Genomic DNA, 13,927 nt, shown 5'->3' with positions numbered 1-13,927 from the left:
CTATACACACAATCTATACACAGGGTGCATAGTTGTTCTCGGCCCCGCCGCGACCTCACGGTGTGACGTCCATCGGCGGCGGGCAATGTCAAACGCCTGAAACATTCAGGAGTTTTCAGGTAACACGGCCTACCTACCTTCAAGCGCTATCGACGCCTGGAGGAGGTGCCCGTGCCGCTCGCCGCCCCCACCGCGACCGCGGTGGACACACACTGCCCGTACTGCGCCCTGCAGTGCGGGATGAGCCTCGACGGCGCCAAGGTCGCCCCGCGCGACTTCCCGGTCAACGCCGGCGGCCTGTGCCAGAAGGGCTGGACGTCGGGGGAGCTGCTCACCTCGCCTTCCCGCTTGACGACGCCGCTGATCAGGGCCGACGGCGAACTCCGGCCCGCGACCTGGGAACAAGCGCTCGACCTCGTCGCGCTGCGGCTCACCGAGATCCGCGCGGCCAAGGGCGCCGACGCGGTCGCCGTCTTCGGCGGCGGCGGGCTGACCAACGAGAAGGCCTATCTGCTGGGGAAGTTCGCCCGCGTCGCGCTGGGCACCTCGCAGATCGACTACAACGGCCGGTTCTGCATGTCGTCCGCGGCCGCCGCCGGGATCAAGGCGTTCGGCGCCGACCGCGGCATGCCGTTCCCGGTCACGGATCTCGCCGACGCCGACGCGGTGCTGCTGATCGGCGCGAACCCGGCCGAGACGATGCCGCCGTTCACCCAGCATCTGCGGGGAGCGGACCTGATCGTCGTCGACCCGCGCCGGACCCCGACCGCCGAGCTGGCCGGCCTGCACCTGCAGCCCGCGCCGGGGACCGATCTCGCGCTGGCGCAAGGCATCCTGCACGCGGTCGTCGCCGACGGCCTGCTCGATCAGTCCTATGTGGACGCGAGGACGAACGGCTTCGAAGAGCTGTGGCGTTCGGTCGCGGCCTGGTGGCCGGAGCGCGTCGAGCAGATCACCGGCGTCTCCGCCGCGGATCAGCGCCGCGTCGCCGCCAAACTCGCCGCGGCCCGCAACGCCTACGTCCTCACCGCGCGCGGCACCGAACAGCACGCCAACGGCACCGCGATGGTCAACGCCTGGATCAACCTCTCGCTCGCCCTCGGATTGCCGGGGCGCAAGGGTTCCGGCTTCGGTTGCCTGACCGGGCAGGGCAACGGCCAAGGCGGTCGTGAACACGGGCAGAAGGCCGATCAGCTGCCCGGCTACCGCAAGATCGACGACCCCGCCGCCCGCGAGTACGTCGCCGGGGTCTGGGGTGTGCCGCCGGAATCCCTGCCGGGGCCGGGCCGTTCCGCCGTCGAGCTGCTGGAGGCGCTCGGCACCGAGGCCGGACCGAGCGCGCTGATGGTGTTCGGCAGCAACCTCGTCGTTTCCGCGCCGGGTGCCGGGCGTATCCAGGACAAAGTGTCCTCTTTGGACTTCCTGGTGGTCTCGGACCTCGTCCTCTCCGAGACGGCCGCGATGGCCGACGTCGTCCTGCCGGTCACGCAGTGGGCCGAGGAGGACGGCACGATGACCAACCTCGAAGGCCGGATCCTGCTGCGGCGCAAGGCGATCGACCCGCCGTCCGGCGCGAAGACCGATCTTTGCGTGCTTTCCGAACTCGCCCGCCGGTTCGGCCAGCCCGACGGCCGGTTCCCGACGGACGCCGAGACCGTCTTCACCGAGCTCCGCAGGGCGTCCAAGGGCGGTGTCGCCGACTACTCGGGCATCACCTACGACCGGCTCCGCGACGGCGAGGCCCTTTACTGGCCCGTCCCGGCGGAATCGCATCCCGGCACACCGCGGATGTTCCTCGATTCCTTCGCCCACCCGGACGGCCGCGCGCGGTTCGTGCCGGTGGACCACGTCGGCCCGGCGGAGGTGCCGGATGCCGAATTCCCCTTGCAGGCCACCACCGGGCGGGTCCTGCAGCACTACCAGTCCGGGGCGCAGACCCGGCTGGTCAAGGAACTCAACGACGTCGTGGCGGAGGCCTTCGTGGAAGTTCATCCCGACACCGCTGCCCGCGCGGGGCTGGCCGAGGGCGACCTCGCCATGGTGCGCTCCCGGCGCGGCGAGACCGTCGCCAGGGTCCGCTGCGTGGCGTCGTTGCGCCCCGACCTGGTGTTCCTGCCGTTCCACTTTCCCGGTGCGGGCAGGGCGAATCTGCTGACCAACCCCGCGCTCGACCCGACGAGCCGGATGCCCGAGTTCAAGGTGTGCGCGGTCGCGCTCGCCCCGGCCGAGGCCGCCGCGTGAGCCCCCGGTCGGTGGTCATCGCCGGATACGGGATGGCCGGCGCGCGGCTCGCGGACGACATCCGCCGCCGTGATCCCGACGGTGAACGCGTCCGGCTCACCGTGGTCGGCGCCGAGACGCACACCGCCTACAACCGTGTGCTGCTGTCGTCGGTGGTCGCCGGGACGATGCGGCCCGAGGTCGTCCGACTGCACGACGACGACTGGCCGTCCCGTACCGGGGCCGACCTTCGCCGGGGTGTCTCCGCGACGTCGATCGACCGGGAAGCGCGCCGGGTCCACCTGGACGACGGGTCCACTGTGGACTACGACGCGCTCGTGCTCGCCACCGGCGCCAACCCGTGGATGCCGCCGGTCGAAGGGCTCGAACCCGGCCCGGACGTGGTCGCGTTCCGCACTCTCGACGACTGCGCCCGCATCCTCGACGCGGCCAAACTGGGTGCACCGGTGGCCGTCCTCGGCGGCGGGTTGCTCGGCCTGGAAGCCGCGCGAGGCCTCGCGGGCCGCGGGAACCTCGTCACCGTCGTGCATCCGATGCCGCACATCATGGAACGTCAGCTGGACGCGGAATCGGCGCGGGTGCTGACCAGGAAGCTCGAAGAACTCGGCGTCGCCTTCCGGCTCGGTGTCGGGGCCGCGCGGTACGTCAGCGGCGACGGGCTCAAGCTCGACGACGGCACGCACGTGCCGGCCGATCTCATCGTCGTCTCCACGGGCGTCCGGCCCGAGACGAAACTGGCCGTGGACTCCGGGCTGACCGTCGAAGGCGGCATCGTCGTCGACGACCTGCTGCGCACCAGCGACGGCCGGATCCACGCGATCGGTGACTGCGCGAAGCATCCGGGCGCGTTCGGCGGTCTCGTGCAGCCCGCGTGGGAACAGGCCGCCGTCGTCGCGGATCTGGTCACCGGCACGAAATCCGCGTCGCGGTATCGCGGTACCCAGGCGGTGACGCGGCTGAAGGCGCGCGGCATCGACCTCACCGCGCTCGGCGAGACGATGACCGGCGCGGACGACCCGACCGCCGAGGTGCTCACCTTCAGCGACCCGGCGGGCTGCCGCTACGGCAAGCTCGTCGTCCGTGAAAACCGGGTGGCCGGCGCGATCCTGCTCGGCCTGCCCGACGCGGCCGCGACGATCACGCAACTTTTCGACCGGGGCACCCCGGTGCCCGAAGATCGGCTGGCGGTCCTTTTAGGACGCTCCCTGCCGCCCGGGGCGCCATCGGCGGCGAGCCCGGCCGATCTGCCCGCGTCGGCGGTCATCTGCCGCTGCAACGCGGTGACGAAGGGGCGGCTCGTCGAGGCCTGGCGCGCCGGCGCCACCGACGTCCCCGCCCTCGCCGGGGCGACCCGCGCGACGACCGGCTGCGGTGGTTGCAAGGACGCCGTCGGCGGGGTCGCGAAATGGCTGGCCGCCCAGTGAACCCGAACGCATCCACCAAGGAGGACCTCATGCACGCTCGTGGCAAGCGCTGGATCGAGCACTGGGATCCCGAGAACGAGCAGTTCTGGGAAGAGACTGGGAAGAAGATCGCCCGGCGGAACCTCTGGTTCTCCATCCTGGCCGAGCACATCGGCTTCTCCGTCTGGACACTGTGGTCGGTCATGGTCCTGTTCATGGGACCGCAGTGCGGCTTCTCCGCCGCCGACAAGTTCCTGCTGGTCTCGACGCCGACGCTGATCGGCGCGCTGATGCGGCCGCTGTACACCTTCGCGGTGGCGCGGTTCGGCGGCCGGAACTGGACGATCGTCAGCGCGTTGCTGCTGCTGGCGCCGACGATCCTCGCGGCGATCGTGATGCAACCGGGTACCTCGCTCGGCACGTTCCTGGTGATCGCCGCGCTCGGCGGGGTCGGCGGCGGCAACTTCGCGTCGTCGATGACCAACATCAACGCGTTCTACCCCGAGAAGCACAAGGGCTGGGCGCTCGGGCTCAACGCGGGCGGCGGAAACCTCGGCGTGGCGGCGATCCAGCTGATCGGGCTGCTGGTGATCGGCACCGTCGGCGCGACCGCGCCGCGGGTGGTGCTCTCGATCTACATCCCGCTGATCGTGGTCGCGGCGGTCTGCGCGTACTTCTACATGGACAACCTCGCCTCGATGAAGGGCGACACCAAGGCGATGCGCGAGATCGTCAAGGATCCGCACACCTGGGTGATGTCGTTCCTCTACGTCGGCACGTTCGGTTCGTTCATCGGCTACAGCTTCGCCTTCGGCCTGGTGCTGCAGAACCAGTTCGGCCGCACCCCGCTGCAGGCGGCCGCGGTGACGTTCCTCGGGCCGCTGCTCGGTTCGTTCTCGCGCCCGGCGGGCGGCTGGCTGGCCGACCGGATCGGCGGCGGGAAGATCACCTTCGCGACCTTCGTCGGCATGGCCGTGGCGACCGCGGTGCTGATCCTCGCCTCGACGTCGAACTCGCTGGCGCTGTTCACCGTCGCGTTCATCGTGTTGTTCGTGCTCACCGGCATCGGCAACGGCTCGACGTACAAGATGATCCCGGCGATCTTCCGTGCCAAGGCGAAGGTCGCGATCAGCGAGGGCGCGGACGAGGCACTCGAACTGCTGAAGGCACGCAAGCTCTCCGGCGCGCTTATCGGGCTGGCCGGGGCGATCGGCGCGCTCGGCGGGTTGTTCATCAACCTGGCCTTCCGCCAGTCGTTCGCGGACACCAAGAGCGGGGTGCCGGCGTTCATCGCCTTCCTGGTCTTCTACGGGCTGTGCTTCGCCGTCACGTGGGCGGTGTACCTGCGCAAACAGCAGTCGGAGGTGGCGAGCACCCGAGGCCTGGCGCTCGCCGGAGCGGAGGTCTGATGCGGAAACTCGTCGTCGTCGGACACGGCATGGTCGCGCACCGGCTCGTCGAAGCCGTGCGCGCGGAGGACAAGGACGGCCAGTGGCAGGTCGTGGTGCTCGCCGAAGAGGCGCGCCCCGCGTACGACCGGGTCGCGCTGACGTCCTATGTGGACACCTGGGATCCGGCGTCTCTCGCTCTGGAAGGCGCGGATTACGCGGACGACCCGGCGGTCGAACTGCGGCTCGGTGACGCGGTCGCTTCGGTGGACCGGGACCGCAAGGTCGTCGTCACCGAGGCCGGACACGAGCAGCCGTACGACACGCTCGTCCTGGCCACCGGGTCGCGGCCCTTCGTCCCGCCGGTGCCGGGCCACGATCTCGCCGGCTGCTTCGTCTATCGGACGATCGAGGACCTCGACGCCATCCGGGAAGCCGCTCAGCGGCCCGGCCGCGGGCGTCGTTCGGCGGTCGTCATCGGTGGCGGTCTCCTGGGCCTGGAAGCCGCGAAGGCGTTGCGGGACATGGGTCTTTCACCGCACGTGGTCGAGATGGCGCCGCGCCTGATGCCGCTGCAGGTCGACGAGGGCGGCGGCGGTCTGCTCCGGCGGCTGATCACCGACCTCGACGTGACCGTCCACACGGGAACGTCGACCGATGCCATCGAGCCGGACGGCGAACGCTACATCGCGCGGCTCGGCAACGGCACGGAACTCGACGTCGACCTGGTCGTGTTCTCCGCCGGGATCCGGCCGCGCGACGATCTGGCGCGTTCGTCCGGGCTGGAAGTCGGTGCGCGGGGCGGGATCCTGGTCGACGACACCTGCCGGACGTCCGACCCCGACGTCTTCGCGATCGGCGAATGCGCGGCCGTGGACGGCAAGGTGTACGGCATCGTGGCGCCCGGCTACGCGATGGCGGAGATCGTCGCGGCGCGGCTGACCGGCGGCGAGGGCACGTTCCCCGAGCCGGACATGTCCACGAAACTCAAGCTCATGGGCGTCGACGTCGCCAGCTTCGGTGACGCGCACGCGGCGACCGAGGGCGCGCTGGAAGTCGCGTTCAACGACGCCGTCGCCGGGACGTACAAGAAGCTCGTCGTCTCGGACGACTCGAAGACGCTGCTCGGCGGGGTGCTGGTCGGCGACGCGAGCGAGTTCAACACGCTGCGCGCGATGGTCGGCAGGCCACTGCCCGCCGAACCGGGCGCAATCCTTGCCCCGGCCGGTGGCGGTGCGGCGGTCGGCGTCGACGCGCTGCCCGACGCGGCGCAGATCTGTTCGTGCAACGCGGTTTCCAAGGGCGCGATCACGCACGCGATCACCGAAGAGGGCTGCGATTCGGTCGCCAAGATCAAGGGCTGCACCCGGGCGGGTACGGCGTGCGGCTCCTGTGTCCCGCTGCTGGGCAAGCTGCTGACGGCTTGCGGTGTCGAGCAGTCGAAGGCGTTGTGCGAGCACTTCACGCAGTCGCGCGCGGAGCTGTTCCAGATCCTCCAGGCCACCCGGATCACCACGTTCAGCGAGATGATCGACCGCTACGGCACCGGAACCGGCTGCGCCATCTGCAAACCGGCGATCGCGTCCATCCTGGCCACTCTGGGCAACGGGCATATCCTCGCCGGCGAGCAGGCGACGCTGCAGGACACCAACGACAAGTTCCTCGCGAACCTGCAGCGCAACGGCACGTACTCGGTGGTCCCGCGCATCCCCGGCGGCGAGGTCACGCCGGAGAAGCTCATGGTGATCGCGCAGGTGGCGATGGACTTCGGGCTGTACACCAAGATCACCGGCGGGCAGCGGATCGACCTGTTCGGCGCCACCGTCGACCAGCTCCCGCTGATCTGGCGGCGGCTCGTCGACGCCGGGTTCGAGTCGGGGCACGCGTACGGGAAGTCGTTGCGCACGGTCAAATCCTGTGTCGGTTCGACGTGGTGCCGCTACGGCGTTCAGGACAGTGTCGGACTCGCGATCGAGCTGGAGCTGCGCTATCGCGGCCTGCGCTCGCCGCACAAGCTGAAGTCCGCGGTGTCGGGCTGCGCGCGGGAATGCGCCGAAGCGCGGAGCAAGGACTTCGGCGTGATCGCCACCGACAAGGGCTGGAACCTTTACGTCGGCGGCAACGGTGGCGCGACCCCGCGGCACGCGGATCTGCTGGTGCCCGAAGTGGACACCGAGACCCTGATCCGCACGATCGACCGGTTCCTGATGTTCTACGTCCGTACGGCCGACCGCCTGCAGCGCACCGCGCCGTGGGTCGAGGAGATGGAGGGCGGTCTCGATCACCTGCGCGCGGTGATCGTCGACGACAAGCTCGGTATCTGCGAGGACCTCGACGCGGCGATGGCCAAACACGTCGGCGACTACGCGGACGAATGGCGCGGCGTGCTGGAAGACCCGGAGAAGCTGGCGAAGTTCAGCTCGTTCGTGAACGCGCCGGGCACACCGGACCCGACGATCTCGTTCCGTACCGAACGCGACCAGAAAGTGCCCGTGCTGCTGGGCATCCCGGAGGTGAAACAGTGACGACGTCGATCGAGCGCACCTGGACCGCCGTCTGCGCGGCGGGCGCCGTCCCCGAATGGTCCGGCGTCGCGGCCCTGCTCGAAGGCGGGACGCAGGTGGCGATCTTCCGGCTTCCCGGCGACCGATGGTACGCGCTGTCCAATGTGGACCCGATCAGCGGTGCGGCGGTGCTTTCGCGGGGAATCGTCGGTGACGCGGGCGGCGTCCCCGTGGTGGCTTCGCCGGTGTACAAGGAGCGCTTCGATCTGCGGACCGGCGCCTGCCTCGACGCCGAAGGGGTTTCGGTCGCGGCCTATCGGGTCCGGGTCGCCGGGGGTGTGGTGGAGGTGGAATTCTCACCGTGACAGAAGTCCTTCCCCTGGCGGGATTCGTCATCGGGATCACGGCGGCGCGACGGGCTGACGAGCTCGGCGCGCTGTTCGTGCGTAAGGGTGCGACCGTGCGCTACGGCCCGGCGATCCGGATCGTGCCGCTCGCGGACGACACCGAACTGCGGGCGGCCACTCAGCGTCTCCTCGAAGATCGGGTCGACGTGGTCGTCGCGACGACCGGGATCGGCTTCCGCGGCTGGGTCGAGGCGGCCGAAGGCTGGGGACTGGGCGAGGAGCTGCTGGACAGGCTGGGGAAGTCGGCGCTGCTCGCACGCGGCCCGAAGGCCAAAGGGGCGATCCGCGCGGCCGGGCTTTCGGAGGACTACTCGCCCGCCTCGGAGAGCAACGCCGAGGTGCTGCGGCATCTGCTCGATTCCGGTGTGGACGGTCAACGGATCGCGGTGCAGCTGCACGGCGAGCCGCTTCCGTACTTTGTGGACAGTCTGCGCGGCGCCGGTGCCGAGGTGATCGAAGTGCCGGTGTACCGGTGGGTCGGCCCTGCCGATCCCGGGCCGCTGGACCGGCTACTGGACAGTGTGATCGACGGTTCGGTGGACGCGTTGCCGTTCACCAGCGCACCCGCGGCGGCGTCGATGCTGGCGGTGGCGAAGCGGACCGGAAGGCTGCCGGGAGTCGTGCGAGCGTTGGAGAAGCGGGTCGTGGCGGCCTGCGTCGGGCCGATCACCGCGGCGCCGCTGGCCGCGCTCGGGATCCCGACGGTCCAGCCCGCGCGGTCGCGGATCGGGGCGCTGGCGCGGACGGTGTCCGACGCGCTCGAATCCCGTTCGCCGCGACTGACCGCGGGCGGGCGGAGCATCGAACTACGGGGTCAGGCGGCGCTGGTCGACGGGCAGTGGTGCGACATCGCGCCCGCGCCGATGGCCGTGCTGCGGGCGCTGGCGGAATCGCCGGGGCGCGTGTTCTCCCGGCGGGAGCTGGTCTCCGCGTTGCCCGACGGCGGCGAGGAACACGCCGTCGAGACCGCCATCGGCCGCCTGCGGAGCTCTTTGGGGTCGCCGAAATTCGTCCAGACGGTGGTGAAACGCGGCTACCGCCTGGCCGTCGACGGGGGCTGAAGGGGACTTTCACCGCATGTCATGCGGTGAAAGCGCCCTTCACCGCGTGACATGCGGTGAAGGCGTCCTTCAGCCCCCGTGGTCAGGACCAGGTGACGCGGTGGTCGGGGAACTCCCGGGCGGCGGCGACGCGGGCCGCCTCCTCCTCGGCCGCTTTCCGCACGGCCGGGCGCAGGGCGTCGAACGGGGTGACGGTGAAGTCGAGCCGTTTCTTCCCGCTCGCCTTGGCCCGCCACACGCCGGCGAGCTCGCCGTCCGCCAGCAGCGCGCCGGGGCTGCCGAGGATCTTCCAGACCTCCTTCTGCCTGGCCTTGTCCGGCACCAGCACGGCACGATCGCGCGCCTGGACGAACGGGTCCAGCGGCGGCAGCAGACGCACCACGTCCGGCTCGGGCGGATTCTCCAGCAGCGGTACCCGGTCTTCCGGAAGGAAGGCCTTCCTGCCGTCCACGCGGACCTCGGCCAGACCGTCGGGCCACATCGCGTCGACCCCGGAGCGGGTCGTCCCGACGTACGCGGCGGCGTCGCCAGGAGCGGCGGGACCGTTGATCCGGAGGTAACCCTCGACGACCCGGGTGGCCGCCTTGGCGTCCGGCGACGTCTTGAGCCGGCCGCGCTTTTCCAGCGGTGCCAACGTCGCCGGGGTCGCGCCCGCCTCCAGCCGGACCCCGGCGTGGATCGTCGCGACCCGCATCAACTGCTCGTAGATGTGCACGACAGCGCAGCCGCGGCAGGCATACGACAAGCCGTCGGGGATCAGTTTCGTGACCGCGCCGCTCACCGTGCCCTTGGTCTGTGTGCCGGTGACGACCTCGCGGATCGCCTTCGCCGCGGTGAACAGCGCGTCCGTCGCGGACATGCCCGCGTCCTCGACCTGCTTGCGCTGCCACAGGATCCGGGCCATCGCGTCCTTCTCGTCGAGCGGCACGAGGGCGGCCCGGATCCCGTCCAGCTCCGCGCGACGGTGGAAATGCGGCGCGCCGCGATGCGTCCACGCGAGCACGAAACGCTCGTCGTCCCAGACCGCGGGTGTGATGCCGCCGTCGATCCGGGCGGCGAGGCCCAGCAGGGCGGTGTCCCGCACGGAATCCTGCAGCCCGAGGTCGAACACGGCCGCCGCGGCCGGATCGGTCTCCTCACGGTGCAGCCCGTGCGCCGCGATCCGGTACGCCAGCACCTGCTCGCGATCGACCTCGAGCACTGGTCCTCCTCAGAGTTCGTATTCGAGCGTGTACGACATCGTCGGCTCGCCGAGGACGCCCGTGGTGGTACCGGTGCCGGTGATCCCGGCGAGTTCACCCGTTCCGGAACCCTTGGCGACCTCGAACGCCGACGTGATGCCCTTCGCGTCGAATCCGGTGTCGTGCTTGATCACGAAGCTTCCCTTGCGTCCGTCCACGCTGCCTTCGATCCGTTCGAGGCCGGGAGACGTCGTGTCGCCGCCGTCGTAGCCCTCACCCGCGTAGTACAGCAGGTAGTCGATGACCGACTCGCCTTCGATCAGCCCGCTGTAGGCGAGCGTGGCGTGCGCGTGGGCGACTCGCGGCGCGCCGTCCGTGCCGCTGACGATGGCTTCTTCCCAGTTCTTCATGGCGAACGTGTTCATGGGTTCACCCTGTCAGCCATACCTGTCAGGTTGTGTCAGGTTTTAAGGGATACTGGAATCATGCGCGCGAGCAGACTCCTGTCGGTCCTCCTCCTGCTGCAGAACCGCGGCCGGATGACGGCCGAAGAGCTGGCGACCGAGCTGGAGGTGTCGGTCCGGACGGTCTACCGCGACGTCGAGGCGCTGTCCGCGGCCGGCGTGCCGGTGTACGCCGATCGCGGGCGCACGGGCGGATATCAGCTGGTCGACGGCTATCGCACGCGGCTGACCGGGCTGACCGAGGAGGAGGCGCAAGCGCTTTCGCTGGCGGGCCTGCCCGGCGCGGCCACCGAACTCGGCCTGGGCACGGTCCTCGCCGCCGCGCAGCTCAAACTGCACGCGGCCATGCCCGCGGAACTGCGTGCCGGCGCGAGCAAGATCTCCGAACGGTTCTACCTGGACGTCCCCGGCTGGCATCGCGGGATCGAAAGCCTGCCACGACTGTCCCAGCTGGCCGACGCGGTCTGGCACGGGCGGCGCGTCCGGGTCCGGTACGAACGCTGGGGGCAGCGGAAGGTCGACCGCGTCCTCGATCCGCTGGGCCTGATCCTCAAGGCCGGGAACTGGTATCTCGCCGCGCGGTGCGACGGGACCGACCGGACTTACCGCGTCTCCCGCGTCGAAGAGCTCGAAGATCTCGGCGAGACCTTCGAACGGCCGTCGGACTTCGACCTCGCGCGCTATTGGCGGGAATGGTCGGTGCAGTTCGAAAAGCGGATGTACTCGCGGACGGCGGTGGTGCGGCTGAACGAGTTCGCCCGCATACTGCTGCCGTTCTACCTCGGCGCCGTCGGAGCGCGGGCGGTGCGGGAAGCGGCCGCGGAGCCGGACGAAAACGGCTGGCTGACGATGGAACTACCCGTGGAACCGGGAGAATCGGCCGTCGGCGAACTGCTGCGGTTCGGCGGGAACCTCGAAGTGCTCGAACCGCCGGAGCTGCGCGAGCGGCTGGCGGAGGAGATCAGGAAGATGGGCGCGGTTTATGGCTGACCTGGACGGCATCACGATCGGGATCACCGCGGAGCGGCGGGCCGACGACTTCATCGGCGCGCTGACCCGGCAGGGCGCGACGGTGCTGCACGCGCCCACCATCAGGATCGTCCCGCTGCCCGACGACACCGAACTGCGTGCGGCGACGGACGCCGTGCTGGCCGGCCCGATCGGGTTCACCGCCGTCACCACCGGCGCCGGGTTCCGCGGCTGGCTTTCGGCGGCCGAAGGCTGGGGAGTGCGCGAACGACTGCTGGACCGGCTGGCGGCGTCGCGGATCTTCGCGCGCGGGCCGAAGGCGGTGGGCGCAGTGCGTGGTTTCGGCCTCCGGGAGGAATTTTCCGCTCCCGAGGAGAGCAACGCCGAACTGTTCGAAGGATTGCGCGACGCCGGGGTTCGTGGCGAACGGGTCGCGGTCCAATTGCACGGAACCCTGCTGCCCGAACTCACCGCGTCGCTGCGGGACGCGGGCGCGGACGTCGTCCAGGCACAGCCGTATCGCTGGCTTTCGCCCGCGGACGTCGCACCTGTGCACGAACTCGTCGAAAGCGTGATCGCCGGACGCGTGGACGCTTTGGCCTTCACCTCCGCTCCGGCGGCGGCTAACCTGCTCACGCTGGCGGGTCCGCGCCGTGAGGAACTCCTTGCCGCACTGCGAGGTCCGGTGCTGTGCGCGTGCGTCGGACCGGTGACCGCGGCACCGTTGGACGCCGCCGGGGTACCGACCGTCCAGCCCGAACGTCAGCGGCTCGGCGCGCTCGTCAAACTTCTCGTCGCGGAACTGCGCATTCGGCCGTCTTGACGCGGGAAGTCCGCTTTGCCAGGCTCGACACATCGGACGCGGGGAGGGCGGCGGATGTCCGAGTCTCAATCGGTCGCCTTCGTGCGCGCGATGTTGCGAAAGGGCTCTTCGGTACTGGGCGCCAGCCCGGCCGACGAAGCACCCGACCCCGATTCCGTACCCGACTGGCGCTATCGCGAGGACTCCGCGGACACGCTGCTGATGCGCGCGATCCGCTACTCCGCGCTCGGCCCGATCTTCTACCGCGTGGCCGCGTTTCCGAAGGTGTACATCGGTTTCCTGGTCGCGAACGGGTCGACGGGGATCGTGCCGGTGCTGAGCACGGCGATCATCGGGATGCTGCTCAACGTCTTCGCGGTCTGGTGGGTGGTGCGGGGCCGCGGGATCCGGGCGAAGACGTCCGGACGGCTGATGTACGCCGATCTCGCCGTGGGCGTGGTGCTCACGACGATCGTGGCCGCCGCGGCGCCCGCCGAGATCCAGCCGTTCGCCATCGACGTCGCGTGGACGTGGATGGTCGGGACGGTGGCGTTGTGGACGCTGTCGTTCGGCCTGCCCACCGCTTGCCTGCTGCTGATCGCGGCGTTGCCGTTCCGGGCGTTCCTGACCTGGATCGGCGGGCTCCCGCTCGACCATCCGCTCGCGGTGAGCCGGTCGGTGGGGTGCATGGTCGCGCTCGTGGTGGCGATGGTGACCACGGCCGGGATCCTGATCCTGCTCGGGGTCGGGACCCGGTTCGCGCTGGGCATCGGGATGCGCCGGGGGCAGCGCGCCGAACGCCTGCGGACCCAGCGGGTCATGCACGATTCCGTTCTGCAGACGCTGGAAGCGATGGGTCTCGAGGCACCGGACGACGATTCCGCGGCCGCGCAACGGCTCGCGGAGATGCGCGCGACGGCCCGGGCGCAAGCCGCCGAATTACGGCGCGAGCTGACCGGCCCCGACGCGCCGTCGGCCCGCGGCCTCGCGGCGGACCTCGCTGAGGTCGCCACCGAAATGGCGCGCGACGGCCTCCGCACCCAGCTCGTCGCCGCCGAGACCGAAGAGAACTACCGCCTCTCGCACGCGCGCCGGACCGCCATCCGCGACGCCGTCCGCGAAGCGCTCCGAAACACCGTGAAGCACGCCGGAACGAAACAGGTCGTGCTTCGCGTCGAGGAGTGCGAAGGCGGCGTCGCGGTCATCGCGCGGGATCAGGGGACCGGCTTCAGCATGCTGGACCGGCCGCCGGGCTTCGGGATCAGCCAGTCGATCATGGCGCGGCTGGCGGAGGTCGGCGGGCGGGGGACGATCGATTCGCATCCGGGGCGCGGGACTCGGGTGACGCTTTGGGTGCCGCACTGAGGTCTTCTGGTCGGTCGTGCAGTCGGTCCCGTGCCGTGAAGGCCCCCTTGAGGGACCCAGAGTCCGTGAAGGCCTCCTTCACTACCTTCAGGGTAGGCAAGGAGGCCTTCACGGACGGCGGGTGATGGGGGAGCAAGGGGTC

The 13,927-nt window shown here is 70.2% G+C and carries 11 protein-coding genes; 9 read left to right on the top strand and 2 right to left on the bottom strand.

What is annotated here, in order from left to right; translation table 11 throughout:
- The first annotated feature begins 171 nt into the window (after positions 1 to 171).
- The 6 genes from ACIRGA_RS25970 to ACIRGA_RS25945 are packed head-to-tail and all read left to right on the top strand — an operon-like array spanning position 172 to position 9,004.
- Positions 172 to 2,241: a molybdopterin oxidoreductase family protein gene (locus ACIRGA_RS25970; protein WP_400945314.1), complete on the top strand. Its 2,070-nt coding sequence runs from the start codon at positions 172 to 174 to the stop codon at positions 2,239 to 2,241.
- Complete coding sequence (locus tag ACIRGA_RS25965; protein ID WP_400945312.1) at positions 2,238 to 3,665, top strand: FAD-dependent oxidoreductase; 1,428 nt, start codon at positions 2,238 to 2,240, stop codon at positions 3,663 to 3,665. The genes ACIRGA_RS25970 and ACIRGA_RS25965 overlap by 4 nt, the downstream gene beginning before the upstream one ends.
- Positions 3,666 to 3,694: 29 nt before the next feature.
- On the top strand, positions 3,695 to 5,053 hold the full coding sequence (locus ACIRGA_RS25960; protein WP_400945310.1) for a nitrate/nitrite transporter: 1,359 nt from the start codon (positions 3,695 to 3,697) through the stop codon (positions 5,051 to 5,053).
- Positions 5,053 to 7,557 (top strand): nitrite reductase large subunit NirB, encoded by a 2,505-nt coding sequence (nirB, locus tag ACIRGA_RS25955; protein WP_400945308.1) that lies wholly within the window; start codon positions 5,053 to 5,055, stop codon positions 7,555 to 7,557. Before ACIRGA_RS25960 ends, nirB begins: the two co-directional genes overlap by 1 nt.
- Complete coding sequence (gene nirD, locus ACIRGA_RS25950; RefSeq protein ID WP_400945306.1) at positions 7,554 to 7,901, top strand: nitrite reductase small subunit NirD; 348 nt, start codon at positions 7,554 to 7,556, stop codon at positions 7,899 to 7,901. Before nirB ends, nirD begins: the two co-directional genes overlap by 4 nt.
- Positions 7,898 to 9,004: a uroporphyrinogen-III synthase gene (locus tag ACIRGA_RS25945; RefSeq protein ID WP_400945304.1), complete on the top strand. Its 1,107-nt coding sequence runs from the start codon at positions 7,898 to 7,900 to the stop codon at positions 9,002 to 9,004. The genes nirD and ACIRGA_RS25945 overlap by 4 nt, the downstream gene beginning before the upstream one ends.
- A gap of 82 nt (positions 9,005 to 9,086) precedes the next feature.
- Here ACIRGA_RS25945 and ACIRGA_RS25940 read toward each other — a convergent pair whose 3' ends face one another.
- Positions 9,087 to 10,205 carry a DNA glycosylase AlkZ-like family protein gene (locus ACIRGA_RS25940; protein WP_400945302.1) on the bottom strand — a complete coding sequence of 373 codons (1,119 nt, stop codon included), beginning with the start codon at positions 10,203 to 10,205 and terminating at the stop codon, positions 9,087 to 9,089.
- Positions 10,206 to 10,214: 9 nt separating this feature from the next.
- The gene (locus ACIRGA_RS25935; protein ID WP_400945300.1) at positions 10,215 to 10,610 is read right to left on the bottom strand and encodes a DUF3224 domain-containing protein; all 396 of its coding nucleotides are present in this window, start codon (positions 10,608 to 10,610) and stop codon (positions 10,215 to 10,217) included.
- Positions 10,611 to 10,670: 60 nt separating this feature from the next.
- Between ACIRGA_RS25935 and ACIRGA_RS25930 the strand changes: the two genes are divergently transcribed.
- The 3 genes from ACIRGA_RS25930 to ACIRGA_RS25920 are packed head-to-tail and all read left to right on the top strand — an operon-like array spanning position 10,671 to position 13,785.
- Positions 10,671 to 11,639, top strand: a complete 969-nt coding sequence (locus ACIRGA_RS25930) for a helix-turn-helix transcriptional regulator (RefSeq protein WP_400945298.1) — start codon at positions 10,671 to 10,673, stop codon at positions 11,637 to 11,639.
- Positions 11,632 to 12,441 (top strand): uroporphyrinogen-III synthase, encoded by an 810-nt coding sequence (locus ACIRGA_RS25925; protein ID WP_400945296.1) that lies wholly within the window; start codon positions 11,632 to 11,634, stop codon positions 12,439 to 12,441. The genes ACIRGA_RS25930 and ACIRGA_RS25925 overlap by 8 nt, the downstream gene beginning before the upstream one ends.
- 54 nt (positions 12,442 to 12,495) lie before the next feature.
- On the top strand, positions 12,496 to 13,785 hold the full coding sequence (locus ACIRGA_RS25920) for a sensor histidine kinase (RefSeq protein ID WP_400945294.1): 1,290 nt from the start codon (positions 12,496 to 12,498) through the stop codon (positions 13,783 to 13,785).
- Positions 13,786 to 13,927: the final 142 nt, after the last annotated feature.

The sequence above is a fragment of the Amycolatopsis sp. NPDC102389 genome, from assembly GCF_044765885.1.
In the GTDB taxonomy this organism is placed as follows: domain Bacteria; phylum Actinomycetota; class Actinomycetes; order Mycobacteriales; family Pseudonocardiaceae; genus Amycolatopsis.
This window is presented reverse-complemented; position numbering and strand designations above follow the sequence as displayed.